We start from the raw sequence: 24,021 nt of genomic DNA, 5'->3' as shown, positions 1-24,021 counted from the left end.
GGTCACCGCTGTCCGCCTTGTTCAGTCATGCGCCAAAGCAGACAACCATGGCGTAACAGGTTCGGCACGTTGCAACAAACTGTAGGAGCGAATTTATCCGCGATGCGCCGCGCGGGCGGCGCTCGATCTCACAGGCGGTGAAAATGTCGTGGCAAGCACCTGTGACACTTAGCGCCAGACAACCTTGTCTGCAAAAAACGCCTGCGCATTGGCCTCCAGGCTCTCCAGGTGATAGCCCCCTTCCTGCACGATCAGGCACGGCAAGCGCAACGCCCGGATCCGCTCACCCAACGCCGCAAACCCTTCGGTCGTCACCGCCACCTTGCTCTGCGGGTCCAGCTCGTAGATGTCGAACCCGAGCGACAGCACCAGCACCTCGGCCCCGAAGTCCTTGACCGCAGCCAGCGCAATTTCCAGCTGTCCCATGAAGTCCGCCTGGCTGGCGCCATGGGCCATCGGCAGGTTGAGGTTGTACCCCTCGCCCGCGCCACTGCCGCGTTCATCCTCGAACCCGGCCACACCCGGATAGAAGTTGGTCGGGTCACCATGGGTCGACACGTACAGCACATCATTGCGCTCGTAAAAGATCTCCTGAATCCCCTGCCCGTGGTGCATGTCGGTATCGAGAATCGCCACCCGGCGGTAACGGCTGCGCAAGGCCTGGGCGGCCACGGCGGCATTGTTGATGTAGCAGAACCCACCGGCCGCATCGAACCGTGCATGGTGCCCCGGCGGCCGGCACAGCGCGTAGGCTGCGGGCTCGCCATCAACAATGGCCTTGGCCCCGGCCACCGCGCTCTGCGCCGACCAGTACGCCGAACGCCAGGTGTTTTCACCCACCGGGCAGCTGCCATCGGCCAGGTAGCGCCCCGCCTGGGCTAGGATGCCGCGCAGGGCGTTGGGCTCGCGCACGAAGATGTTCGACATCACTTCGTCACCCCAGTCCTCGGGTACTTCCTTCCAGCGCGCATGGGCCTCTTCGAGGAACGCCAGGTAGGCCTCGCCATGCACCGCCTTGAGCGGCGCCAGGCCGGCATCGTCGGGCTGGCGGATGTCGAAGCCCAGGTCCTTGGCCGCCTGCAGCAGGCGCTGGGCGCGTTCGGGGACTTCCTGCGGGGTGCGCATGGCGCCACGCGAATAGTAGCTGCGCGGATGGTGCAGCAGCTGTTCGGGGTGGAAGTAGCAACGCATCAGGCTTCTCCTTGTTCGACTTGGCCGGCGCGGGCCAGCACGGCGTTGAGCAATACGTCGACGCCCTGGCGGGCATCCTCGGGCAGCACGTCTTCGGCTTCGTTGTGGCTCAGGCCGCCGACGCAGGGGATGAACACCATCGCCGTCGGGCAGTAGCGGGCCAGCAGGATGGCGTCGTGGCCGGCGCCGCTGACGATGGACTGCTGGGCATAGCCAAGGCCGTCCACCGCCTGCTGCACCGCGGCCACGCAGTCGGCGTCGAACGGCGTGGCAGGGCTGACCCAGTGGCGCTCGATGCGCACCTGCAGGCCGCGCTGGCTGGCGATGGCCTGCAGCTTCCCGGTCAGGTCGCGCTCCATGGCCTCGATGGATTCGTCGCGGTGGTGCCGCAGGTCGACGGTGAAGCGCAGCACGCCAGGGATGGTGTTGCGCGAGGACTTGGCGATCGACAGTTCACCGACGGTGGTCAGGCCTTGCGGGGCGAAGTCGGCAGCCAGTTGCTCGACCGCCTGGATCATCTGCGCAGCGCCGTACAGGGCGTCCTTGCGCAGCGGCATCGGCGTGGTGCCGGCGTGGGCGGCCATGCCTTCGACGGTCACGTCCAGCCAGCGAATCGCCTGGCCACCGCTGACCACGCCGATGGCCTTGGCGTTGTCTTCAAGGATCGGGCCTTGCTCGATATGCGCCTCGAAGTAGGCATCCACCTGGCCACCCAGCGGGCGCTGGCCGGCGTAGCCGGTACGCCGCAGTTCGTCGGCGACACTGACGCCATCGGCATCACGGATGGCCAGGGCCTGGTCCAGCGCCAGGGTCCCGGTGAACACCGCCGAGCCGAACATGGCCGGGGTGAAGCGGGCGCCCTCTTCATTGGTCCAGACGGCGATCTCCAGCGGCTTGCGGGTCTGAATGTTCAGGTCGTTGAGGCGGCGCACCACCTCCAGGCCGGCCAGCACGCCATAGACGCCATCGAAGCGGCCGCCTTCGGGCTGAGTGTCGAGGTGGCTGCCCATCATCACCGGAGCAGCAGCCGGATCGCTACCGGCGCGGCGGGCGAACAGGTTGCCGATGGCATCCACGCTCAGCGTCAGGCCGGCCTCGCGGCACCAGTGGCTGAACAGTTCACGGCCGGCCTTGTCTTCGTCGCTCAGGGCCAGGCGGCAGCTGCCGCCGCGGGCGGTGGCGCCGATTTCGGCCATGGCCATCAGGCTCGCCCACAGGCGTTCGCCATTGCTTTTCAACATGTGCGGGTACTCCACAATCAGAGGAATCGATCAGGCCAGTTCCAGGCGCTGACTTCGGGCGTACTGGCGTGCCAGTGCCAGCACGCAGACCAGCGAAATGCTGGCGATGAGGCTGTAGAACGCCGCCATCGGCCACCATTGGCCGGTAAAGGTGTGGGCCAGCCAGGTGCCGATCAGCGGTGTCAGGCCGCCCGCGAGGGCGCCGCACACTTGGTAGGCCAGGGAAATCGCGGTGTAACGTACGCGGGTGTCGAACATGCCGCTGACGTAGCCCGCGATCACCGCGTAGAACGAGGCCATGCAGGCCGCCGCCAAGGCGATGCCGAGCACTATCATTGGGCCTTGGCCAGAGCTGACCAGCACGAACATCGGGTACGGCGAGCCCATCGCCAGCAGCGCGACCAAGGCCAGGAAGCGGGTGGCGCCGAGTTTTTCAGACAGCCACGCGGCCAGCGGCTGCACGCAGAACTGGATGATCGCCACGAAGAACAGGCATTCGAGGATCAGCGAGCGCTCCAGGTGCAGTTGCTGGGTGGTGTAGCTGATCATGAAGGTGTTGGTGAAATAGACCCCGGCAATGCCCAGGGTGTTGGCACCGATGCAAAGCAGCAGTGGGCGCCAGGCGGTGCGCAGCACTTCCAGTACCGGCGCCTGCTCCTTGCGCTGGGCCCTGGCCGCCTGCTCGCGGCTGGCAATGAACTCGGGCGATTCGTTGACCCCCAGGCGAATCGCCAGGCCCACCAGCAGCAACAGCGCGCTGGCCAGGAACGGCACGCGCCAGCCCCAGCTCATCAGGTCTTCCTCGGGCAGACGGGTCACTGCGCCAAAGGCCAGCAGCGACAGGATCAGGCCCGCCGGGCTGCCCAGCTGGGCGAACGAGGCGAAGAAATTGCGCCGGCCCTTGGGCGCATGTTCACCGGCCATCAGCACCGCCCCGCCCCATTCGCCACCCACGGCGATGCCCTGGATCACCCGCAGGATGATCAGCAGCACCGGCGCGGCGGCACCGATCTGCGCGTAGGTCGGCAGCAGGCCGATGCACACGGTGACGATGCCCATCATCAACAGGGTGATGACCAGCGACTTCTTGCGTCCGATGCGGTCACCCACATGGCCGAACACGATGCCGCCCAGCGGCCGGGCGAAAAAGCCCACGGCGAAGGTGCCGAAGGCGGCCATGGTGCTGAACAGGCTGTCGTCGGAGGGGAAGAACAAGGCACCGAACACCAAGGCGGCGGCGGTGGCATAGATGTAGAAGTCGTACCACTCGATCATGGTGCCGATGAACGCGGCGGCGGCGGCACGGCGCGGCTGGGGCGAAGCGATGGGCTTCATGGGGGCTCCTTTGCTTGTTTTTCTGGCAGGAGTTAAGGGTCACGGCGGCGCTCTGGTGGCGCATGGCCTTTTGATCGGTTTTTGGCTTCTTCGCGGGCTCGCCCGCTCCCACAGGGATTGCGCAAGGCCCGCAAACGCTGCAGTACCTGTGGGAGCGGGCAAGCCCGCGAAGAAGCCAGCACCGATACAACAAGCCTCAATGACTGCGATTTATCATCCCGGGGCTATGATTAGTCAATTTTCTATTTATTATTCGCACTATTAGCCCTGCTTATCATCGAGCCAGCCATGTCCGACCGCCTGCTCAACGACCGCCTCGACTGGAACCTTCTGCGCACTTTCCGGGTAATCGGCCAGGAGTTGTCCATCAGCCGCGCCGCCGCGCGCCTGCACTTGACCCAACCGGCCGTGAGCCAGGCGCTCAAGCGCCTGGAGGAACAGCTTGGCCGCCAGCTGATTGCCCGCCGCGGGCCTCGCTTCGTGCTCACCGACATGGGCGAACAACTGTTCCAGCTGGCCGGTGAGGTGTATGGGCAGATGTCGCAGATCAGCGGCCTGCTGGAGCAGCCGGCGGATGAACTGGTGGGCAAGGTGCGCTTGCTCATGATCAGCCGCATCGTCAGCGAGCGGTTCGATGATTTGCTGGCGGACTTCCATCGCCAGCACCCACGGGTGGACCTGGAAATCGACGTGATGCGCAGCTCGGACATCGTCGCCGCCTTGCAGGAAAAGACTGCCACTGCGGGCCTGAGCCTCAACCGCCGGCCCCAGCCACGCCTGGAGCAGCGCCTGTTCCTGCGCCAGCGCTACGCGTTTTTCTGCGGCAAGCACCATGCCCTGTTCGGCCAGGCCGAGGGCGATCTGCAGCGGGAAAATTTCGTCAGCTTCACCAGCGACCAGATTGGCGGCATGTTGTCGCCGCTGACCATTTTCCGCGACCAGCAAGGGTTTTCCGGGCGGATCGTGGCGTCGTCGCCCAGTCTTGAAGAGGTGCGCCGGCTGGTGATCGCCGGGTTCGGCATCGGCTGCCTGCCCGAGCATGTGGTGGCGCCGGATGTGGCGGCGGGGCTGCTGTGGAAGCTGCCGCCTGCAGAAGGGATTGCCGATGTGGATATTCACCTGCTGTGGAACAGGGAACAGCGGTTGAGCCGGGCTGAAGAGGTGTTTATCGAGGCCTTGCAGGGCGGCCTTTTCGGCGCGGTCACCTAACGCGTTTTAGCGGCTCGGTAAACCTCGCTACGCTCACGTTTGCCAACCGACACCACCACTACAACGATCCGCTCATCTTCGACTCTGTACACCAGTCGATAACCTGAAGCTTTCAGCTTGATCTTGTAGTGGTTCGGCAGGTCACGCAGTGCATCGGCCTGGACCTTGGGGGACTGCAAGCGTTCGCCGAGCTTTTTCTTGATCTGCTCGCGCACGGTGTGCCCAAGCTTGCCCCACTCCTTCATCGCAGAAGGCAGAAACTCGAGCTTATAAATCATCCAGAGTTACCGGTACGCCCTTTTCACCCAGCCTCGACTTGGCCAGCTCGGTTAATTCAAGATCCTCCAGACGCTCCATCATGGCTTCGTACAGTTCGGCAGGCACCATGTAACCCATAACACGATTGTGATTGAGCACAGCGACGGGCATACCCGCAGCACCTGTCATCACCGCGGATGGGTTCTTTTTCAGCTCCGACACGCTTACGGCCACGTCAGCGAAAATATTCTGCATGAATTCAAACCTCAATAAAGAACGATATTTTGGTCTATTTACAGGACACAAACAAGTCTCAACTGTTCAGAGAGCTGTCGTCGGCGGGCTTGCTATGCGTTCCTACAGCCTTTGAAAAACACACTTGGATCCCATCCATTGACAGAGTATGCTCTTGAGATAGCTATGTGCCATCACCCAGGCCGTCATACCTGGTCTTCAAGGACGAAACTCCCGTGCCCAGCCACCCGACCCGCCACACCATCGCCCGACAATGGCAGTTACTGAAACTGCTGCCTGACCGCCACCCCGGGATGAGCTCCACGCAATTGCAGGCCGCACTGGCCAGGGCCGGCCACAAGACCAGCAAGCGCACGGTCGAGCGCGACCTCAACGAGCTGGCAACGCTGTTCCCGCTGCACTGCAACAGCAAAGGCATGCCCTATGGCTGGTACTGGCAGCCAGGCCTGAGCCTGGATGAGGCCGAGCAACTGCAACCCGATCAACTCACCCCCTCGCAGCAGATCGAACTGCAGGCCTGGGTCGACGATGGCCTCGCGCGTCGCCTGGAAGACCAGCCGCTGTCCGAGGACATGCGCCTGGCCCCGCATGACAAAGGCGGTGCGATGCTCGCGGCCACAGTCGAAGACAGCCGTGCGCTGATGGGCTGGCTGCTGTCCCAGGCCGGCTCGATCCGGGTCAAGGCACCGGAAACATTGCGCGTGTCGATGGTCGAACAGCTGCGCCAGAGCCTGGCGTTGAACGACGATGGCTATTGACGCTGCCGCACATCGGTCCAGCGGCTCTCTGCTCGACATCTCCCACAACATGAGATGAGCCGCCTTACAGTGAGGTTCCTGCAGGATTACTAGCATCGGCACTCCCTTGATCAAGCGAGTGCCCCGACCATGCTTTCGACCCGCCCCCATCGCCCGGCATTGACGCTGCTGTGTGCAACCGTTCTTGCAAGCCCCGTGCTGTTCGCCATGCCCCTGACCCGCGACAACGGCGCAGCGGTCGGCGACAACCAGCACTCCCAGACTGCTGGCAACGCTGGCCCGACCTTGCTGCAGGATGTGCAGCTGATCCAGAAGCTGCAACGCTTCGACCGCGAACGCATCCCCGAACGCGTGGTGCACGCCCGCGGCACCGGCGCCCATGGCGAATTCACCGCGTCCGAAGACCTGTCCGCGCTGACTTCGGCGCCGCTGTTCACGCCGGGCGAAAAAACCCCGGTATTCGTGCGTTTCTCGTCGGTTGTGCATGGCCTGCACTCGCCGGAAACCCTGCGCGACCCGCGAGGCTTTGCCACCCGGTTCTACACCACGACGGGCAATTGGGACCTGGTCGGCAACAACTTCCCAACGTTCTTCATCCGCGACGCCATCAAGTTCCCGGACATGGTCCACGCCTTCAAGCCCGACCCGCGCAACAACCTGGGCAACGACGCCCGGCGTTTCGACCTGCTCTCGCACATGCCGGAGGCTACCCGCACCCTGACCCTGCTGTACTCCAACGAAGGCACGCCAAAAAGCTATCGGCACATGGATGGAAACAGCGTGCACGCCTACAAGTTCGTCAACGCCAACGGTGAACCCACCTACGTGAAGTTCCGCTGGAAAAGCCTGCAAGGGCAGGAAAACCTCGACCCCAAGGCTGTCGAGCAGATCCAGGGCAAAAGCTTCAGTCACATGACCGAGGACCTGGTAGGTGCCATCGCCCGTGGCGACTATCCCAAATGGGACCTCTATATCCAGACACTACGTCCTGAGCAGCTGGCAGCCTTCGACTTCGACCCGCTGGACGCCACCAAGGTCTGGCCGGATGTGCCCGAGCGCCGGGTCGGGCAGATGGTGCTCAAGCGCAATGTCGACAACTTCTTCCAGGAAACCGAACAGGTCGCCTTGGCACCGTCCAACCTGATCCAGGGTATAGAGCCCTCCGAAGACCGCTTGCTGCAGGGCCGACTGTTCTCCTACGCCGACACCCAGATGTACCGAGTCGGCGCCAACGCCAGCAGCCTGCCGATCAACCAGCCGCGGGCGGCGGTCAACAATGGCAACCAGGATGGCGCACTCAACCCCAACCGCACCCGTGACATGGTCAACTACCAGCCCAGCCGCCTGCAGCCTCGCAGCACCACCGACTCGGCACGCTACAGTGAACTGGCCTTGAGCGGCCCCACCCAGCAACGGGGCATCACCCGGGAGCAGAACTTCAAGCAGGCCGGTGACCTTTACCGCGCCTATTCGAAAAGCGAGCAGCGCGACCTGGTCAACAGCTTCGGTCAGTCGCTGGCTGTCGCCGATGAGCAGAGCAAGCACATCATACTGTCATTCCTGTACAAAGCCGATGCCGATTACGGGAGCAGGGTTACAAGAATTGCGGGAGGTGACCTGAAGCGGGTCAAGGCTCTGGCTGCCGAACTGCAGGATTGAAGTTTGCAAGCCCGGCCAGCCTCGCCCGATAGCTGCCCGGGCTCTGCCCCGTCCACTTCTTGAACGCCCGGTGAAATGCACTGGGCTCCTGGAAGCCCGCCTGCTCGGCAATCTCGGCGATGCTCAAGGTGCCTTCGCGCAAGCGCTCGAAGGCCATCGCCCGGCGCACTTCATCCTTGATCTGCTGGTACGAATGCCCTTCACGCTCCAGTTGGCGGCGGAAGGTGCTGGCACTGATCCCCTGCTGCTCGGCCATGGCTGCAAGCGTCGGCCATTGCCCATAGCGGCGTGCGCGCAAATGGCGATAGACCTCGGCCACCAGCCCGTTCTGATTGCGAAAACGGATGACCAGGCCCTGGGGCGCGCTGCGCAGGAAAGTCTTCAGGCCTGCCAGGTCCTGCACCACCGGCAAGCGCAACCAGGCGCTGTCGAACTCGACTTCGGTACGCCCGCTGCCCAGGCGCAAGTCCGGCCCCCACAGCAGCGGGTCGTCGTCCTGGGCCGGGCGCGCCACCGCCAGCTCCGTGCGGTCGATGGCGATGCGCCGCCCGGCCAGCCAGCACAGCAGGCCGATCACCAGCACCAGGTAAGTTTCCTCGGCATACACCTGGGTCAGCGGGTCGGCAATCGTCGACTGTACGCTGATGACCGCACGCCCACCGCGCAGCGTGAGATTGCCGCGCAGGTCACGCAGGAACAGGGCGAAACTGCTCATGCACTGGCGCAGCGCCTTCTCCAGGTTGGGTTCCTGGATCAAGCCACGGCAGATCAGGGCAAAACTGCCCAACGGCATGCCGTGGCTGTCGAGGCGGAAGAACTCGTCTTCCAGCAGCTCGATCAATTCCAGCCACAAACCGGCGAAAGCCTTGGCCGGCACCCTCGCCTGTGGCTGGCTGAGTACGGCCGGGTCGATGCCCACGCCGCGCAGCCGCGCCTCCAGCACGTCGGGCTGGCCGCGCAGGGCATGCAACATGGCATTGAGAAAGTACACCGCGACCGAATCGCTATCGCGCATGGCGGAATTCGCTGTCTATGCTGAGTGGCAAAAAATGCCAGGTTGACTGAACAGATCCGGCATAGGCTGCAACAGAGCCTTTGCCTAGACTCGAACCCACCTTGGGATCGCCGGCCATTCTCGCAGAGCCTGGCCCGCTCCCGCCATGCCTTCGCAATCGGAGCCTCTATGAGCAGCGCAGAAATCTACGTCGTCAGTGCCGTCCGTACCGCCATTGGTGGTTTCGGTGGTTCCCTCAAGGACCTGCCACTGGCCGACCTGGCCACCGCCGTGACCCGCGCCGCCATCGAGCGTGCGGGGGTGGCCGCCGACCAGATCGGCCACGTGGTGATGGCCAACGTGATCCCCACCGAACCACGCGATGCCTACCTGTCGCGGGTCGCAGCGATGAACGCTGGCATCCCCAAGGAAACCCCGGCCTTCAACGTCAATCGCCTGTGCGGTTCGGGCCTGCAGGCCATTGTCTCGGCCGCCCAGTGCCTGCTGCTCGGCGATGCCGACATGGCCCTGGCCGCCGGCGCCGAGTCCATGAGCCGCGGCCCGTACCTGCTGCCCCAGGCGCGCTGGGGCGCGCGCATGGGTGACCTGCAAGGCATCGACTACACCGTCGGCGTGCTGCAGGACCCGTTCGAACACTTCCACATGGGCATCACCGCAGAAAACGTCGCCGCCCAGCAGGGCATCAGCCGCGAAATGCAGGACGAACTGGCCCTGACCAGCCAGCGCCGCGCCGCCCGCGCCCAGGCCGAAGGGCGCTTCGACAGCCAGATCGTGCCGCTGGAGCTGAAAACCCGTAAAGGCACCGTGCAGTTCGCCGTCGACGAGCATGTCCGCGCCGATGTCACCGCTGAACAACTGGCCGGCATGAAGACCGTGTTCAAGAAGGACGGTACCGTCACCGCCGGCAACGCCAGCGGCATCAACGATGGCGCCGCCGGCCTGGTGCTGGCCACCGGTGACGCTGTGCGCCGCCTGGGCCTGAAGCCCCTGGCGCGCCTGGTGGCCTATGCCCACGCCGGCGTCGAGCCGGAGCTGATGGGCCTTGGCCCGATCCCGGCGACCCGCAAGGTGCTGGAAAAGGCCGGCCTGAACGTTGCCGACCTGGATGTGATCGAGTCCAACGAAGCCTTCGCTGCCCAGGCCTGCGCCGTGGCCCGCGAGCTCGGCTTCGACCCGGAGAAGGTCAACCCGAACGGCTCGGGCATCTCGCTCGGCCACCCGGTCGGTGCCACCGGCGCGATCATCGCCACCAAGGCCATCCATGAACTGCAGCGCATCCAGGGCCGCTACGCCCTGGCCACCATGTGCATCGGCGGCGGCCAGGGCATCGCCGTGGTCTTCGAGCGCGTCTGAGGGGCTGAACCATGACGATTGAACAGATTGCCGTAATCGGCGCCGGCACCATGGGCAATGGTATTGCCCAGGTGTGCGCGGTGGCCGGCTACCAGGTCCTGCTGGTGGACGTTTCCGACGCCGCGCTGGAGCGTGGCGTGGCCACCCTGAGCAAGAACCTGGAGCGCCAGGTCAGCAAGGGCACGCTCGAGGCCGAGCGCGCCGAGGCCGCGAAAACACGTATCCGCACCAGCACCGACTACGCCCAGTTGAGCCGCGCACAGCTGGTGATCGAGGCTGCCACCGAGAACCTGCAGCTCAAGCAACGCATCCTGCAGCAGGTAGCGTCCAACGTGGCCGCCGACTGCCTGATCGCTACCAACACCTCGTCGCTATCGGTGACTCAACTGGCGGCCAGCATCGACCACCCTGAGCGCTTCATCGGCGTGCACTTCTTCAACCCGGTGCCGATGATGGCCCTGGTCGAGATCATCCGCGGCCTGCAGACCAGCGACAACACCTACGCCCAGGCGCTGGTGGTCACCGAGAAGCTCGGCAAGACACCGATCACCGCCGGCAATCGCCCGGGGTTCGTGGTCAACCGCATCCTGGTACCGATGATCAACGAAGCGATCTTCGTGCGCCAGGAAGGCCTGGCCAGTGCCGCGGACATCGACACCGGCATGCGCCTGGGCTGCAACCAGCCGATCGGCCCGCTGGCCCTGGCCGACCTGATCGGCCTGGATACCCTGCTGGCGATCATGGAGGCCTTCCATGAAGGCTTCAACGACAGCAAATACCGCCCTGCCCCGCTGCTCAAGGAAATGGTCGCGGCCGGCTGGCTGGGGCGCAAGAGCGGCCGCGGCTTCTTTACCTACTGAGGAGCGCAAGCGATGCCCCCGGTCAATGCCGCCATGCGCTGTGCCAACTTCGAAGAGCGACGCGACCGGGCCATGGCGCTGTTCGCCGAAAAGGGCTTTGGCCAGGTCAGCATGCGCGAACTGGCGGCGCATGTCGGCCTGACTGCCGGCTCGCTGTATCACCATTTCCCCAGCAAACAGGACCTGCTGTTCGACCTGATCGAGGAGCTGTACGAGGAGCTGCAGGCGACCCTGGAGCAGGGTCGCCGGGCCATGGCCCGAGGCGGCTCGGCAATGGCCTGCCTGATTGCCGCGCACTGGCAGCTGCACGCCGAACGGCCGATGCAATTTCGCCTGGCGGAGCGGGACCTGTGCTGCCTGAGCGAAGCACAGCAGGCGCGCCTGGGGTTGCTGCGCAAGCGCTATGAGGCGGGGTTGCTGCGCCTGATCGCACCGCGGGCGACGTTGCAGGGCGAGGTATTGGTGGCAACCGCGCATGTCGTGGCGACACTGCTGAACCAGTTGCCGGGGATGCTCAAGGGCTTGCCAGAGGAACAGGGGCTGGGTTTGATGGAGAGCCTGCTGGTTGGCGGGATCGAGCGGACCCTGCGTTGAACCTGTACCGGCTTGTTCGCGGGTCAACCCGCTCCCACAGGTACTGCACCACCTTTGAAATCGGTGTAGGAGCGGGCTTGTCCCGCGAAGAGGCCGTAGCAGGCTAACGCAACAAGGCCTGGATCTGCTCGTGCAGGGTATCGAGGTCGAATGGCTTGGCCAGGATCGGCGCCTTGCGCGCGATCGGGCTGCCGGATTCGAGGATCTCGGCCGGGTAGCCACTGATGAAGATCACCTTCAGGTCTGGCCGCAGCTTCACCGCAGGTTCGGCGATGTCCACCCCGGAAATGCCACCCGGCAAGCGGAAGTCGGTCACCATCAGGTCCAGGTGCGGCTTGCTCGCCAGAATGGCGAACGCCTGTTCACCGTCCTCGGCCACCAGCACGTGGTAGCCCTCACCCGCCAGGTAGTCGCGCAGGATCATCCGGATTGCCGGTTCATCCTCGACCACCAACACTACATCTTGTGCATCTTCACTCATGTTAACGCCTTGAATGCTTGCCGTTGGCCAATGTGACCTCAGGCTTACGCGGAGGTTGCCCGCACCTGGTCGATTTGTTCTTTCACCCCTGCCAGCGGCAACAGCAGGGTGAACGTGGAGCCTTTGCCGACATCGCTTTGTACCTTGATCTGCCCGCCATGGGCCTGGACAATCTGCTCCGAGATATACAGGCCCAGCCCCAATCCATTGCTGGCTTGCTGGGTGGCCACACGCTCGAACTGCTGAAAGATCCGTTGCTGGTTGCTGGCGCTGATGCCGATGCCGTGATCGCGAACCTGCACCGCCGCCATGCCATCGCACTCGAACACCTGCACGTGGATGGGACGTCGCTCGCCGTAACGCAAAGCATTCGACAACAGGTTGGCCACTACTTGCTCAATCCGGAATTCGTCCCACTCTCCCGTCAAGGGTTCACACTGCAGTAGCTCGATGGTGGTCTCCAGTGCCGTGGCCTGGGCCGAGAAGTTTTCTACCAGGCCGCGTACCAACTGGCTCAGATCGAACGCCCTGGGCCGCAGCGACAGCTTGCCGGTGCGAATGCGCGATACGTCGAGCATGTCTTCGATCAGGCGGATCAGGCTGTTGATCTGGCGCTCGTCACGCTCGACCATGGCCTGCAGTTTGTCGGCGCTGAATGCCTCGAGATTGCCACGGGCCAGGTGCATCCTGCGCAGCTGGGTTTCCAGGATCAGGCCGTTGAGCGGCGTGCGCACCTCGTGGGCAACGATCGACATGAAGTCGTCGCGCATACGTACCGCATGCTCCAGCTCGCCTCGCGCCACCTGCAACTGGCCCAGCAGCAGCTCCTGCTCCTGGCGGCTGCGCTCGAGCGCCTGCAGCTGCCGGTCGAGCACCTTGCGCTGGCGGTACAGGTCGACGAATACCGACACCTTGCTCTTCACCGCCAGGGTATCGAGTGGCTTGTGCAGGAAGTCCACTGCACCGCTCTCGTAGCCTTTGAAGGCATAATTCATTTCACGCGCGGCAGCCGAGACGAAGACGATCGGGATGTTGCGGGTCTTTTCCGTGCCGCGCATCAGCTCGGCCAGCTCGAAGCCATTCATGCCGGGCATCTGCACGTCGAGAATGGCCAGGGCGAACTCGTGTTCGAGCATCAGCGACAAGGCCGCTTCCGCCGACTGTGCCTGGTACACCTCGCGGTCTTCGCCCTGGATCAGGGCGGCGAGCGCCAGCAGGTTTTCCGGCAGGTCATCGACGATCAGCAGTTTGGCAATGGTGTGGCTTAGCATGCGCTGGGTTCCAGGGTAGCGAGCAACTGCCCGATACCGCTCAGAGAAAGGATAAGGTCGGGCGTATGCCGGGCCAGTGCGGCCTCCGGCATCAGCGCCACCTGTGCATCGCGGGGATCCTGGACCACGGTCCGGCCGCCGCTGTTCTTGATGTAGGCAAGCCCTTCGGCGCCATCTTCGTTGGCCCCGGTCAGCAGCACGCCGAGTAATCCAGGGCCGTAGGCATCGGCCGCCGAGGTGAACAGGAAGTCGATGGCCGGGCGCGAAAAATGCACCGGGTCCTCCTGGCTCAGCGACAGGCTGAAGTCAGCTTCCACCGACAGGTGATAACTCGGCCCGGCCACGTAGATCTGCCCCGGGGCAATGACTTCCTTGTCGCAAGCCTCGCGTACCGGCCGCTGCAAGCGCCGCTGCAACACCTCGGCCAACTGGCTGTGCCGGTCGTCTGGCAGGTGCAGCACGCACAGCACCGGAATGGCAAAACCGGCCGGCAACGCACCGAGCACCGTGAACAGTGCCGTGACGCCGCCCGCCGAGGCGCCTATGACCACCGCGCGCACGCCGTTCATGATTTACGGTAGATCCGTTCGGGCTTGACCAGTGGCTCGAAGCGCTCGCTGTAGGCCGAAAAATCTACTGACTCCTTGCTGCCGAGCACCAGGAAACCACGGTGGCACAAGGACTCGTGGAACAACCCGAGGGCGCGGTCCTGCAGTTCCTTGTTGAAGTAGATCAGCACGTTGCGGCAGGACACCAGCTGGGTCTCGGAAAACACGCTGTCGGTGGCCAGACTGTGGTCGGCGAAGGTCACGTTGTCACGCAGGCTGCTGTCCATGATGGCGTTGCCGTAGGCTGCGGTGTAGTACTCGGCAAAGTCCCGGCGGCCCCCGGCCAGGCGGTAGTTTTCTTCATACTCGCGCATGCTCTGCATCGAGTAGATGCCTTGCTTGGCGCGGTCCAGCGAATGCGGGTTGATGTCGGTAGCGTAAATGATGGTGCGTTCGAGCAGGCCCTCTTCACGCAGCAGGATGGCCATCGAGTACACCTCTTCACCGGTGCTGCAGCCTGCGATCCACACCTTGATCGACGGCCAGGTGCGCAGCAGCGGCACCACCTCCTGGCGCAGGGCCAGGAAGTGGCCAGGGTCGCGAAACATCTCGCTGACCGGGATCGTCAGGTACTGCAGCAACTGCATGAACATGCCCGGGTCGTGCAGCACCCGTTCCTGCAGCGCCGACACCGTGAGGCAGCCGAACTGGCGCAGGGCATGGAGGATCCGGCGCTTGATCGAAGCGCCGGAGTAGTTGCGGAAATCGTAGCTGTACTTGAGGTAGATCGCCTCGATCAGCAGCCGGATCTCGATGTCGGTGTTGCGTTCGCTAATCAAATTCGCTCCAGTTGCGGCAGCCATACACGGATCAACGAGAACAGGCGGTCCAGGTCGATCGGTTTGGCCAGATAATCATTGGCGCCAGCCTGCAGGCAACGCTGCTGGTCATCCTTCATCGCCTTGGCGGTGACGGCGATGATCGGCAGCTTGCGCCAGCGCGGCTGCTGACGGATCAGGCGAGTGGCCTCGAAACCGTCCATCTCCGGCATCATCACGTCCATCAGCACCAGGTCGATGTCATCGTGCTGTTCCAGGCGCTCGATGGCTTCACGCCCGTTGCGGCCGATCTCGACCATGGCGCCCTTGTGCTCCAGGGCGCTGGTGAGGGCGAAGATGTTGCGCACATCGTCGTCAACCAGCAACACCTTGCGCCCCTCGAAGACCTTGTCGCGGCTGCGCGCGGTCTTGAGCATGCGCTGGCGCTCGTGGGACAGCTGCGATTCTACCTTGTGCAGGAACAGCGTCACTTCATCGAGCAAGCGCTCCGGCGAGCGCGCACCCTTGATGATGATCGAGCGCGAATACTTGAGCAGGTCGGCTTCTTCTTCGCGGGTGAGGTTGCGCCCGGTGTAGACGATCACCGGCGGGAACGAACGGATGTCCTCGGCAGTCATGCGCTTGAGCAGCTCGTTGCCGAGCATGTCGGGCAGCTTGAGGTCGATGATCATGCAGTCGTAGATGTTCTCGCGCAGCAGCGCCAGGGCATCCTGGGCCATGGCCACGGCGGTGATTTCGACATCCTCGTCGCCGATCAGGCGGGCAATGCTCTCGCGCTGCAGGTCGTCGTCCTCCACCAGCAGGATATGCTTGAGCTTCTGAGTCAACTTGGCTTCCAGGCGGGCGAACACTTCCTTGAGCTCTTCGCGGCTGGTCGGCTTGACCGCATAACCCACCGCGCCCATGTGCATGGCCGCCTCGACCCGGTCTTCGACCGAAATGATGTGCACCGGGATATGCCGCGTGGCGGCCTGTTCCTTGAGGCGCTGCAACACTGTCAGCCCGGAATGGTCAGGCAGGCGCATGTCCAGCAGGATCGCGTCGGGGATGTACTGTTCGGCCAGCTCGAAGCCTTCATCGGCACACTGCGCGACCAGGCAGCTGTAACCCAGTTCGTGGGCAAGGTCGAAGAGAATGCGGGCGAAGTTCGGCTCGTCCTCGACCACCAGGATGCAGCGGTTGTCGAACGGTGCGCGTTCGCGGTCATCGCTGAAGGCCGGTGCCGGGCGCTTGGCCAGGGCCGGAGCGGCAACCGGCGGCGCCGGCGGCAGGCTGTCGACGGCCGGGCGCAAGCTCAACGGTTCGACCTCCTCGCTCTGCGACTCGTAGCGTTCCGGCATGATCAGGCTGAACACACTGCCGTGGCCCAGGCTGCTGTCGACGCTGATCTGCCCGCCCAGCAGATGCGCCAGGTCACGGGAGATCGACAGGCCCAGGCCGGTGCCACCATAACGGCGGTTGCTGGTGCCGTCGACCTGATGGAAGGCGCCGAAGATCGCTTGTTGCTGGTCGGCGGCGATGCCAATGCCGCTGTCGCGAACCGAGAAGATGATGCCGCTGCCAGCCTGATAGCCGATGTTCAGGCTGACCTGGCCACGCTCGGTGAACTTGATGGCGTTGGACAACAGGTTCTTGAGGATCTGCTCCAGGCGCTGGCGGTCGGTGAACAAGGTGGCCGGCACCTGCGCTTCGACCGTCACCTCGAAGCCCAGGCCCTTGTGCTCGGCCAGCGGCAGGAACATCCCGCGCAGGCCTTCGACCAGGCGTTCGAGCTGAGTGTTTTCCGGGCGCACTTCGAGCTTGCCGGCCTCGACCTTGGCGATGTCGAGGATGTCGTTGATCAGGTTCAGCAGGTCGTTGCCTGCCGAATAGATCGACTCGGCGAACTTGACCTGCTCTGCGCTGAGGTTGCCCTCGCCGTTCTCGGCCAGCAGCTTGGCCAGGATCAGCGAGCTGTTCAGCGGCGTGCGCAGTTCATGGGACATGTTGGCGAGGAATTCGGACTTGTACTTGCTCGAGCGCTGCAGGTCTTCGGCACGGGCCTTCAGCTCTTCCTGGGCCTGGCTGAGTTCCTCGTTCTTGCGGTCCAGCGCCTGGGTGCGGTCGGACAACTGCTCATTGGTCTGTTCGAGTTCGGCCTGCTGGGTTTCCAGATGGGCCTGCGACTCCTTGAGCACGCGCGATTGCTCTTCGAGCTCTTCGTTGGCGGTCTTGAGTTCTTCTTGCTGGACTTGCAGTTCCTCGTTGAGCTGCTGGGTTTCAGCCAGCACTTCCTGCAGACGCTGGCGGTAGCGAGCGCTTTCGATGGAGATACCGAGGTTGCCAGCCACGCGCTCCATCAGTTCGTCGTCACGCTCTTGCAAGGGGCGCAGGAAGCCGAGTTCGATCACGCCGTTGATCTGGCCGTCGTGAGTGGCCGGCATCAACAGCGCGCTGCGCGGCAGACCACTGCCAAGGCCGGAGCTGAGGTGGTAGTAATTTTCCGGCAAGTTGTCCAGGCGCAACAGCCGCCCTTCGCGCACGGCTCGCGCCAGCAAGCCGTCGTGGTCACCCAGCACCTGCTCGCGGGCCTGCTCCTCGGCCCCCAGGCCGTAGCTGGCCACGCGCACCAGGCGGCCGTGCTCGTCACGCACGTAAAGTGCACCGACCACACTGCCCAGGTAGCTGGCGAAGAAACGCAGGATGTTTTCGCCCAGCATCGGCAAGGTCAGCTGGCCCAGCACCTGCTCCGACAGCTGTGTCTGGCCACTGCGCAGCCAGGCCTGGTGCTCCAGGCGCTCGGCGAAGCGCTGCTGGGCCTGCAGGTTTTCGCTGTAGCTGTCCGACAGCGCCATCAGATCGCGACGGCCGAAGTAGGCGAGCAAGGCACTAAGGCCGACAATGAGCAGCACGAAGACGGAAATCGCCGTCACAGTGACCGCGCTGACCTTCTCGTTACGGGCCGTGCGCAACTGCTGCTCGGTGTCGATCAGGTTCTCGAACTGATTGCGTATTTCGTCGGTGATGCGCTTGCCGCGGCCATTGGCCACCGACTCACGATAATCACCACCATTGCGACGCTGATTGATCATCTCGCTGCCGAAATCGTTCCAGGCGTTCTGCAACGCGATCAACCGGTCGATGCGGTCGACCTGCTGCGGGTTGTCCTCGACCATGCCGCGCAGGCTCTGCAGGCTGCCCAGGATGCGTGGCTTGGCCACCTCGTAGGGGTCGAGGAAGCGTTCGTCACCGGTGATCAGGAAACCGCGCATGCCGGTTTCCATGTCGATCGACAGCTTGACCGTCTCGTTGGCATTGCCAATCACCCGATCGGTGTGCTCGACCCATTGCATGGCCGAAAGCAGGTAGTTGATCACCGCGACAAAGGCCACGGCGCCGAGCAGACCCACCCCCAGGGGCAAGCCGATATTGCGGCTCAACAGCTTGCGGAAGCTCTGCTGGTCCATCGAGGCTGCTTGAATCATCTGATAACGCCCGCGCGAAAAAAGTCCATTGGAAAAGTGTGGCGGCTCAAGCCTGTAGTTGTCTGCCGCTGCGCTCACCGGTTAACAAGCGAGTCTAACCCGCTTGGGCGGCCTCGGCAGGGCATTTAGCCAGTATTTGAAGGCTGCGTGTAAGAATCGTTCCATCGCTAAGCAACAGTCCGGTATCCTCGGGAACTTCTGTCACTGCCTGGCGCACAGAGTAGAGACATGCCTCTTTCAACAGGAAACCAACCATGCACCTTCTGGTAGTCGAAGACGACGACATCGTACGTATGCTGATGGTCGAAGTGCTCGACGAATTAGGCTACAGCACCATTGAAGCGGAAAATGCCACGGCGGCGCTGAAGGTGATCGAGGACGCAAGCCAGCAACTGGCCCTGCTGGTGACTGACGTCGGCCTGCCGGATATGCGCGGTGAAGCATTGGCAGCCGAGGCCCGTGCCATGCGGCCGGCGCTGCCGGTGCTGTTTGCCAGTGGCTATGCCGAGAGTTTCGACGTGCCGCAGGGCATGCACATGATCGGCAAGCCGTTCACCATCGACCAGCTCCGCGACAAGGTGGTGCAGATTCTCGGTACGCCTTGATGTCGGCGGCGCTTGCTTCGCGGGACAAGCCCACACACAGGTACGCTGCAAGGCTCTAGGCGTTAGCCGCGAAGAGGCCGGTACAAGCAACCCACCTCACAGCTCCCGCCGCAACAGGTAGGTATCCATGATCCACCCCTTGCGCGCCCGTTCCCGCTCACGCGTTTCCAGTATCCGCGCCTTCACGGCCAGCAAAGGCCCGGCGATCAGCACCTCATCCTCAGTGCCCAGGTAAGCGCCCCAGTAGATCACCAGCGCCGGATCCTCCAGCGCGGCAAATGCACATTGCCCGTCGAGCATCACCACCACATTGTCCACCTGCCCCTGCTCTGCCAGGCGTCGCCCTGGCAGTACGGTCAGCGGCTCGCCTATGCGGTTGAGCGGGACCTGGTGCCGCGCCGCCAGGGCCTGCACACTGCTGATCCCCGGAATCACCTGCAAGCGCAGCGCCACGCCGCGTTGGCGAACCAGGTCAAGCATGCGCAAGGTACTGTCGTAGAGCCCCGGCTCACCCCACAGCAAAAAGGCGCCAATATCCTTGGCGCCCATCTCTTCGCTGATCAACCGGGCATACAGCGTGGCGCGCTGGCGATGCCAGTCATGCACAGCGCTTGGGTAATCGTCCGCCTCGGCATCGCGCTGCGGGTCCGCCACCTGCACCAGGCGGTAGCCGCCCTCGGGCCGATAGCGCTCGAGGATCGCCTTGCGCATGCAGACCAGCTCACCCTTGCCGGGGCCCTTGTCGAGCACGAAGAACACGCTGGCGCGACGCAGTGCCTCGACCGCCTCGACGGTAACCTGCCGCGGGTCGCCCGGGCCGATGCCGATCAACAGAAGGTCTTTCATGACCGCGCCCAGCCTGTCTACTCAGAAGATAGAGAAGTTATAGCTGACGATCACCCGCGTCTCGTCCATGTCCCGCGCCCACCGCTCGTAGTTGCTGCGGTACGTGGAGTTACGCAGGCGCACACTGACATCCTTGAAGGTGCCGCTCTGCACCTGGTACTTGAGCTCGGTGTCACGTTCCCATTCCTTGTTTTCGGCAGTGCTGCCCGGGACCTTGATGTGGTCGCCATTGATGTAGCGGGTGAAGAAACTCAGGCCGGGCATGCCGAGGGCTTTGAAGTCATAGTCGTAACGCAGTTGCCAGGAACGCTCCTGGGCAGCGGCGAAGTCGTTGACCTGGGCGTAGTTGACCAGGTACGGGTTACTGCCATCGAGGTACGGCATGGCACTTTCGCCATACATGCGCTGCCAGCCGGCGCTGACCTTGTGCCCACCCAGGCTGTAACCGAGCATGCCGCTGAAGGCGCGGTGGTCGATCTCGCCAGCGCGGGCATTGCCAATGTCATCGCTCTTGATCAGCCGCAGGTCCGCCGACAGGCTGCCGACCGCGAGCGGCTGATTGGCGACCAGCCCAAGGAAATGCTGACGGTAGATATTTTCCAGCTTGGCGACCTGATACTGGGCACTGAGCCGGTCGTTGAAGCGGTAGTCCAGGCCGGCCAGGTCAAAGTGGTCGGCTTCGATATCGCAGGCATAGCGTTTGTTCTTGCAATGCACGCGAATATCCTGGCGATCGGTGGAATCACGCGCCGTGTACTTGTCCAGGCGGGCCAGGGTGAACTTAAGGTCGTGCAGTTCTTCGGAGGTGAGCATCGCACCCTGGAACATAGTCGGCAGCAGGCGACCATCGTTGTACTTCAACAACGGCACGTCCGGCATCATCGAGCCATACTTCAGCACCGTGCTGGAAACCTTGACCTTGGCCGCCAGGCCCATCTTCGCGTATTGATCGGCGGAGTGCCGTGGATCGTGGCCGGATGAAGGCAACAAACCACTGTTACTGTCGGCCGGGCTGGAATCGAGCTTGATGCCTAACATGCCCAGTGCATCCACGCCAAAGCCGACGGGCCCTTGGGTATAACCCGACTGCACATTGAGAATGAAGCCTTGCGCCCACTCTTCGCGTTTTGACGCGCCTTGGCTGGAACTGCTGTGGCCGTCACGAAAATCCCGGTTGAAATAGACCGTGCGTGCTTCAACCTTGGCACTAGCGTCTTCAAGAAAACCGGCGGCCTGGGCATGCGCACCGGTGCACAACAGGAACACGCCGGCAACACGGCGCCCGGAGGCGAGAGGGAGGGGGGAAAACATGCGAGGGAACATCCAGAGAAAGGCGAAAAAAACAAATCGTGACGCCTCTGCGCCACGCGAATGCGTCGCGGCCGAACATGCGTCGGCCATCATCTGAAATCATCGCCCGAACGCGCTGCAACGGGGTATTGGACCATGGTCTAGAACCCCACGTAGAGTCATCGAAAAAACGCCTGCATTACCGCCCGGAAAACTTCAAAAGTTCCCGATTACTTATAAAAAGTTTGCGGTTTACCGGATTCCTGCAAGTGTCTACACTCGATGTCAGCGAACAGTTTTACCCACCCGCGTGGCTGGCGTTTAATCCTTCTCAATGTTCGTCACGCCGTGCCACGAAGACGTACAGGAGTGATTACAGTGTCCAGACTTGCAGAGTTTCGTGCTGCCGAAAAAGCGCTCCAGGAACAAATGGCGCAACTGGAGGCGCTGAAAAAGGATGCCGGCCTCAAACGCGAAATCGAATTCGAGCAGAAACTAGTCGGCCTGATGAAAAGCTATGACAAAAGTCTGCGCGATATCATCGCCATCCTCGACCCGAAGGCGGTTACCCGTAGCACGGCCAGCGCACCGAAACAGCAGCGCCGCCCGCGCGTGGTGAAAGTCTATGAAAACCCGCACACCGGCGAGCTGATCGAGACCAAAGGTGGCAACCACCGCGGCCTCAAGGCGTGGAAAGAACAGTATGGGGCCGCTACCGTGGAAAGCTGGGTTCGCTGATGAAACGTCAACACCCACTTCACACTTTTTTCACAACGGCTGCAGCAGTATCGAGACAGCTAAAGGACTAGCGACCCCATCACGCGCCCGCACATGCGGGCCTCTAATCCCGGCGCCCTGCTCCCCTCGAGCAGGGCGCTTTTATTTGCGCAAACGCTTCACTGCCGTATCATGGCCTCCTGTCTGTTTCGCTGGCACCTGATTGCCAGCCCCGTCTCTGGAGTCCCCATGAGCCTGCACGATTTGCAAACCCTGCCTGGCGTCACCGCGCAGCCAGACGCCGCCACCGCCCAGTTCGTCTTCAACCACACCATGCTGCGGGTCAAGGACATCGAGAAATCGCTCGACTTCTACACCCGCGTGCTGGGCTTCCGCCTGGTCGACAAGCGTGACTTCCCTGAAGCGGCCTTCAGCCTGTACTTCCTGGCCCTGGTCGACCCGGCGCAAATCCCTGCCGACGACACCGCGCGCCACCAGTGGATGAAGTCGATCCCGGGCGTACTGGAACTGACCCACAACCACGGCACCGAAAACGACCCGGAATTCGCCTACCACAACGGCAACACCGACCCGCGCGGCTTTGGCCACATCTGCATTTCGGTGCCGGACGTGCGTGAAGCCTGCGCCCGTTTCGAAGCCCTCGACGTACCCTTCCAGAAGCGCCTGCAAGATGGCCGCATGAATCACCTGGCCTTCGTCAAGGACCCGGACGGTTATTGGGTGGAAGTGATCCAGCCGACCGAACTGAAGGGCTGATCGCCGTCAGCTCGCGCTCGTCGGGCCGGGAACTCCCGGCCCCTTGCTGTGGTATATGAAGGTAACTGCTTCACATGCCACAGCGAGGTAAGGACGATGCAATCTCTTCACTGTGAATACCGCGACCACACCATCACCGCCAGCGTGATGCCCCACCCCGACTCTCCCCTGCCCTATGTCGCCGGTTGCCTGATCACTGACCCACAGGGGCATACCAGCAAGCGCATGTCCATGCCCATGAAGTTCTTCTCGGACCTTGAGAATGCACAGCATGTGTCGCTGGCCCATGGCCGGGCACTGGTGGACGAGCAGCTGGATAAAGGCCACAAAGCCTTCTGACGACTTGCGCGGTCCTTGTAGGAGCGGCCTCGTGTCGCGAAAGGGCCGCAAAGCGGCCCGGCGATTCCAGCATTTTCGCTGATACCCAGGGGCCGCTTAGCGGCCCTTTCGCGACACGAGGCCGCTCCTACAGGAGATCGGGGACATCAGGCATCCCGTGCATAGGCTACCGCTGCGTCAACCTGCTCGCGGGTTGGTCGCACCCCGGTGTACAGCACAAATTGCTCCAACGCCTGCAACGCGATCACTTCCAGCCCGGTGATCACCGGTTTGCCCAGTGCCTCGGCGCGCTGGATCAATGGCGTGCGCGCCGGCATCGCCACCACGTCGAACACCCGCTCGGCCGCCGCAATGGCATTCTCGCTGAACGCCAGCTGATCGGCCTCCGGCCCACCAGCCATGCCGATCGGCGTCACGTTCACCAGCATCGGCGGGCACAGGTCGCCCAGCTCGGCCACCCAGCGATAGCCGCAGACATCCGCCAGCTGCCGACCGGCCTGCTCGTTGCGGGCGACGATGAGGCCTTCGCGAAACCCGGCATCGCGCAAGGCACTGGCCACGGCCTTGGCCATGCCGCCACTGCCACGCAGGGCGAACGCGGTGGCGGGGTCGACCTGATGCTCGGCCAGCAGTTGCCGCACGGCCAGGTAATCGGTGTTATAGGCCTTCAGATGGCCGGCGTCGTTGACCAGGGTATTGACCGACTCGATCGCCGCAGCCGACGGGTCGATTTCATCGACCAGCGCCATGCACGCTTCCTTGTACGGCATCGACACGCCACAACCGCGGATGCCCAGGGCGCGGATGCCGGCGACGGCTGCCGGCAGGTCGTCGGTAGTCATGGCCTTGTAGTAGAAGTCCAGCCCAAGCTGTTGGTAAAGGTGATTATGAAAACGCACGCCGAAGGTGCCAGGCCGCCCGGCCAGGGAAATGCACAGTACTGTGTCTCTGCTGGGAGTTGCCGCCATGACCCGCTCCTTTTTGATGACTGAAACGTTTGTGCAGGGTACCAGACGCCACCACTGGTCGCCCCTTACATAACCTTTACCGTTCCCCTGTGCTCGGCTGACAGAGACCGGACTCATACTATCAAGGCCCCGAGCGTGGGGTTACCTT

At 63.2% G+C, this 24,021-nt stretch carries 24 protein-coding genes; 10 read left to right on the top strand and 14 right to left on the bottom strand.

Annotated elements, in window-relative coordinates; all coding sequences use genetic code 11:
* Positions 1–168: 168 nt before the first annotated feature.
* Genes CQW31_RS12110 through CQW31_RS12100 form a run of 3 tightly spaced genes read right to left on the bottom strand, consistent with a single transcriptional unit; the run spans position 169 to position 3,767 of the window.
* Entirely contained in the window at positions 169–1,191 is a 1,023-nt protein-coding gene (locus tag CQW31_RS12110; RefSeq protein ID WP_099814566.1) for a histone deacetylase family protein, read from the bottom strand.
* Positions 1,191–2,432, bottom strand: coding sequence for a Zn-dependent hydrolase (locus tag CQW31_RS12105; protein WP_099814565.1), 1,242 nt, complete (start codon positions 2,430–2,432; stop codon positions 1,191–1,193). Before CQW31_RS12105 ends, CQW31_RS12110 begins: the two co-directional genes overlap by 1 nt.
* Positions 2,433–2,462: 30 nt before the next feature.
* Positions 2,463–3,767, bottom strand: a complete 1,305-nt coding sequence (locus tag CQW31_RS12100; protein ID WP_054883209.1) for an MFS transporter — start codon at positions 3,765–3,767, stop codon at positions 2,463–2,465.
* 288 nt (positions 3,768–4,055) lie between these two features.
* Here CQW31_RS12100 and CQW31_RS12095 point away from each other — a divergent pair, with 288 nt between their 5' ends.
* Positions 4,056–4,976: a LysR family transcriptional regulator gene (locus CQW31_RS12095; protein WP_054883210.1), complete on the top strand. Its 921-nt coding sequence runs from the start codon at positions 4,056–4,058 to the stop codon at positions 4,974–4,976.
* Here the strand turns inward: CQW31_RS12095 and CQW31_RS12090 are convergent.
* The gene (locus CQW31_RS12090) at positions 4,973–5,254 is read right to left on the bottom strand and encodes a type II toxin-antitoxin system RelE/ParE family toxin (RefSeq protein ID WP_054883211.1); all 282 of its coding nucleotides are present in this window, start codon (positions 5,252–5,254) and stop codon (positions 4,973–4,975) included. The two genes, CQW31_RS12095 and CQW31_RS12090, sit on opposite strands and share 4 nt — an antisense overlap.
* Entirely contained in the window at positions 5,244–5,489 is a 246-nt protein-coding gene (locus tag CQW31_RS12085; protein WP_054883212.1) for a type II toxin-antitoxin system Phd/YefM family antitoxin, read from the bottom strand. The genes CQW31_RS12090 and CQW31_RS12085 overlap by 11 nt, the downstream gene beginning before the upstream one ends.
* Positions 5,490–5,704: 215 nt before the next feature.
* Between CQW31_RS12085 and CQW31_RS12080 the strand changes: the two genes are divergently transcribed.
* Positions 5,705–6,247, top strand: coding sequence for a WYL domain-containing protein (locus CQW31_RS12080; RefSeq protein WP_099814564.1), 543 nt, complete (start codon positions 5,705–5,707; stop codon positions 6,245–6,247).
* A gap of 207 nt (positions 6,248–6,454) precedes the next feature.
* Complete coding sequence (locus CQW31_RS12075) at positions 6,455–7,906, top strand: catalase (protein ID WP_249342067.1); 1,452 nt, start codon at positions 6,455–6,457, stop codon at positions 7,904–7,906.
* Here CQW31_RS12075 and CQW31_RS12070 read toward each other — a convergent pair.
* Positions 7,875–8,921, bottom strand: a complete 1,047-nt coding sequence (locus tag CQW31_RS12070) for an AraC family transcriptional regulator (RefSeq protein WP_099814562.1) — start codon at positions 8,919–8,921, stop codon at positions 7,875–7,877. The two genes, CQW31_RS12075 and CQW31_RS12070, sit on opposite strands and share 32 nt — an antisense overlap.
* A 168-nt stretch (positions 8,922–9,089) precedes the next feature.
* Here CQW31_RS12070 and CQW31_RS12065 point away from each other — a divergent pair, with 168 nt between their 5' ends.
* The 3 genes from CQW31_RS12065 to CQW31_RS12055 are packed head-to-tail and all read left to right on the top strand — an operon-like array spanning position 9,090 to position 11,728.
* Positions 9,090–10,274 (top strand): acetyl-CoA C-acyltransferase family protein, encoded by a 1,185-nt coding sequence (locus tag CQW31_RS12065; protein WP_099814561.1) that lies wholly within the window; start codon positions 9,090–9,092, stop codon positions 10,272–10,274.
* An 11-nt stretch (positions 10,275–10,285) separates the two neighbouring features.
* On the top strand, positions 10,286–11,134 hold the full coding sequence (locus CQW31_RS12060) for a 3-hydroxybutyryl-CoA dehydrogenase (RefSeq protein WP_054883217.1): 849 nt from the start codon (positions 10,286–10,288) through the stop codon (positions 11,132–11,134).
* 12 nt (positions 11,135–11,146) lie between these two features.
* Positions 11,147–11,728, top strand: a complete 582-nt coding sequence (locus tag CQW31_RS12055) for a TetR/AcrR family transcriptional regulator (protein WP_099814560.1) — start codon at positions 11,147–11,149, stop codon at positions 11,726–11,728.
* A 103-nt stretch (positions 11,729–11,831) separates the two neighbouring features.
* Here the strand turns inward: CQW31_RS12055 and CQW31_RS12050 are convergent, their stop codons facing one another.
* Genes CQW31_RS12050 through CQW31_RS12030 form a run of 5 tightly spaced genes read right to left on the bottom strand, consistent with a single transcriptional unit; the run spans position 11,832 to position 18,331 of the window.
* Positions 11,832–12,209 carry a response regulator gene (locus tag CQW31_RS12050; protein ID WP_099814559.1) on the bottom strand — a complete coding sequence of 126 codons (378 nt, stop codon included), beginning with the start codon at positions 12,207–12,209 and terminating at the stop codon, positions 11,832–11,834.
* 44 nt (positions 12,210–12,253) lie between these two features.
* The gene (locus CQW31_RS12045) at positions 12,254–13,480 is read right to left on the bottom strand and encodes a hybrid sensor histidine kinase/response regulator (RefSeq protein ID WP_054883220.1); all 1,227 of its coding nucleotides are present in this window, start codon (positions 13,478–13,480) and stop codon (positions 12,254–12,256) included.
* A complete protein-coding gene (locus tag CQW31_RS12040) occupies positions 13,474–14,049 on the bottom strand; it encodes a chemotaxis protein CheB (protein WP_054883221.1) in 576 nt (191 codons plus the stop codon). Before CQW31_RS12040 ends, CQW31_RS12045 begins: the two co-directional genes overlap by 7 nt.
* Complete coding sequence (locus CQW31_RS12035; RefSeq protein WP_099814558.1) at positions 14,046–14,867, bottom strand: protein-glutamate O-methyltransferase CheR; 822 nt, start codon at positions 14,865–14,867, stop codon at positions 14,046–14,048. Before CQW31_RS12035 ends, CQW31_RS12040 begins: the two co-directional genes overlap by 4 nt.
* Positions 14,864–18,331: a response regulator gene (locus tag CQW31_RS12030; RefSeq protein ID WP_099814557.1), complete on the bottom strand. Its 3,468-nt coding sequence runs from the start codon at positions 18,329–18,331 to the stop codon at positions 14,864–14,866. The genes CQW31_RS12035 and CQW31_RS12030 overlap by 4 nt, the downstream gene beginning before the upstream one ends.
* A gap of 254 nt (positions 18,332–18,585) precedes the next feature.
* Here CQW31_RS12030 and CQW31_RS12025 point away from each other — a divergent pair, with 254 nt between their 5' ends.
* Positions 18,586–18,936, top strand: a complete 351-nt coding sequence (locus CQW31_RS12025; RefSeq protein WP_054883224.1) for a response regulator — start codon at positions 18,586–18,588, stop codon at positions 18,934–18,936.
* A gap of 96 nt (positions 18,937–19,032) precedes the next feature.
* On the opposite strand, the gene cobF is transcribed toward CQW31_RS12025, so the two are convergent.
* Both cobF and CQW31_RS12015 read right to left on the bottom strand, forming a co-directional pair.
* The gene (cobF, locus tag CQW31_RS12020) at positions 19,033–19,782 is read right to left on the bottom strand and encodes a precorrin-6A synthase (deacetylating) (protein ID WP_054883225.1); all 750 of its coding nucleotides are present in this window, start codon (positions 19,780–19,782) and stop codon (positions 19,033–19,035) included.
* A 21-nt stretch (positions 19,783–19,803) separates the two neighbouring features.
* Positions 19,804–21,093, bottom strand: coding sequence for an OprD family porin (locus CQW31_RS12015; RefSeq protein ID WP_099814556.1), 1,290 nt, complete (start codon positions 21,091–21,093; stop codon positions 19,804–19,806).
* 357 nt (positions 21,094–21,450) lie between these two features.
* On the opposite strand from CQW31_RS12015, the gene CQW31_RS12010 reads away from it, so the two are divergent.
* The 3 genes from CQW31_RS12010 to CQW31_RS12000 all read left to right on the top strand — a co-directional run bounded on the left by CQW31_RS12010 (position 21,451) and on the right by CQW31_RS12000 (position 22,905).
* Complete coding sequence (locus CQW31_RS12010; RefSeq protein ID WP_099814555.1) at positions 21,451–21,810, top strand: histone-like nucleoid-structuring protein, MvaT/MvaU family; 360 nt, start codon at positions 21,451–21,453, stop codon at positions 21,808–21,810.
* Between the two features lie 228 nt (positions 21,811–22,038).
* A complete protein-coding gene (gene gloA / locus CQW31_RS12005) occupies positions 22,039–22,566 on the top strand; it encodes a lactoylglutathione lyase (protein ID WP_054883228.1) in 528 nt (175 codons plus the stop codon).
* A gap of 96 nt (positions 22,567–22,662) precedes the next feature.
* Complete coding sequence (locus CQW31_RS12000) at positions 22,663–22,905, top strand: hypothetical protein (protein ID WP_099814554.1); 243 nt, start codon at positions 22,663–22,665, stop codon at positions 22,903–22,905.
* A gap of 146 nt (positions 22,906–23,051) precedes the next feature.
* On the opposite strand, the gene CQW31_RS11995 is transcribed toward CQW31_RS12000, so the two are convergent.
* Positions 23,052–23,873: a shikimate 5-dehydrogenase gene (locus tag CQW31_RS11995; RefSeq protein WP_054883230.1), complete on the bottom strand. Its 822-nt coding sequence runs from the start codon at positions 23,871–23,873 to the stop codon at positions 23,052–23,054.
* Positions 23,874–24,021: the final 148 nt, after the last annotated feature.

This window comes from Pseudomonas sp. 382, assembly GCF_002759075.1.
GTDB lineage: Bacteria > Pseudomonadota > Gammaproteobacteria > Pseudomonadales > Pseudomonadaceae > Aquipseudomonas > Aquipseudomonas vlassakiae.
The sequence above is the reverse complement of the archived record's forward strand: the minus strand, read 5'-3'. Positions and strand labels throughout refer to the sequence as shown.

Coding starts and splice junctions, on each gene's coding strand:
- gloA (WP_054883228.1), top strand. CDS start 22,039: ATGAGCCTGCACGATTTGCAAACCCTGCCTGGCGTCACCGCGCAGCCA.
- CQW31_RS12040 (WP_054883221.1), bottom strand. CDS start 14,049: ATGAACGGCGTGCGCGCGGTGGTCATAGGCGCCTCGGCGGGCGGCGTC.
- CQW31_RS12100 (WP_054883209.1), bottom strand. CDS start 3,767: ATGAAGCCCATCGCTTCGCCCCAGCCGCGCCGTGCCGCCGCCGCCGCG.
- CQW31_RS12015 (WP_099814556.1), bottom strand. CDS start 21,093: ATGTTTTCCCCCCTCCCTCTCGCCTCCGGGCGCCGTGTTGCCGGCGTG.
- CQW31_RS12075 (WP_249342067.1), top strand. CDS start 6,455: ATGCCCCTGACCCGCGACAACGGCGCAGCGGTCGGCGACAACCAGCAC.
- CQW31_RS12110 (WP_099814566.1), bottom strand. CDS start 1,191: ATGCGTTGCTACTTCCACCCCGAACAGCTGCTGCACCATCCGCGCAGC.
- CQW31_RS12090 (WP_054883211.1), bottom strand. CDS start 5,254: ATGATTTATAAGCTCGAGTTTCTGCCTTCTGCGATGAAGGAGTGGGGC.
- CQW31_RS11995 (WP_054883230.1), bottom strand. CDS start 23,873: ATGGCGGCAACTCCCAGCAGAGACACAGTACTGTGCATTTCCCTGGCC.
- CQW31_RS12095 (WP_054883210.1), top strand. CDS start 4,056: ATGTCCGACCGCCTGCTCAACGACCGCCTCGACTGGAACCTTCTGCGC.
- CQW31_RS12060 (WP_054883217.1), top strand. CDS start 10,286: ATGACGATTGAACAGATTGCCGTAATCGGCGCCGGCACCATGGGCAAT.
- CQW31_RS12085 (WP_054883212.1), bottom strand. CDS start 5,489: ATGCAGAATATTTTCGCTGACGTGGCCGTAAGCGTGTCGGAGCTGAAA.
- CQW31_RS12105 (WP_099814565.1), bottom strand. CDS start 2,432: ATGTTGAAAAGCAATGGCGAACGCCTGTGGGCGAGCCTGATGGCCATG.
- CQW31_RS12055 (WP_099814560.1), top strand. CDS start 11,147: ATGCCCCCGGTCAATGCCGCCATGCGCTGTGCCAACTTCGAAGAGCGA.
- CQW31_RS12000 (WP_099814554.1), top strand. CDS start 22,663: ATGCAATCTCTTCACTGTGAATACCGCGACCACACCATCACCGCCAGC.
- CQW31_RS12030 (WP_099814557.1), bottom strand. CDS start 18,331: ATGATTCAAGCAGCCTCGATGGACCAGCAGAGCTTCCGCAAGCTGTTG.
- CQW31_RS12025 (WP_054883224.1), top strand. CDS start 18,586: ATGCACCTTCTGGTAGTCGAAGACGACGACATCGTACGTATGCTGATG.
- CQW31_RS12045 (WP_054883220.1), bottom strand. CDS start 13,480: ATGCTAAGCCACACCATTGCCAAACTGCTGATCGTCGATGACCTGCCG.
- CQW31_RS12070 (WP_099814562.1), bottom strand. CDS start 8,921: ATGCGCGATAGCGATTCGGTCGCGGTGTACTTTCTCAATGCCATGTTG.
- CQW31_RS12065 (WP_099814561.1), top strand. CDS start 9,090: ATGAGCAGCGCAGAAATCTACGTCGTCAGTGCCGTCCGTACCGCCATT.
- CQW31_RS12050 (WP_099814559.1), bottom strand. CDS start 12,209: ATGAGTGAAGATGCACAAGATGTAGTGTTGGTGGTCGAGGATGAACCG.
- cobF (WP_054883225.1), bottom strand. CDS start 19,782: ATGAAAGACCTTCTGTTGATCGGCATCGGCCCGGGCGACCCGCGGCAG.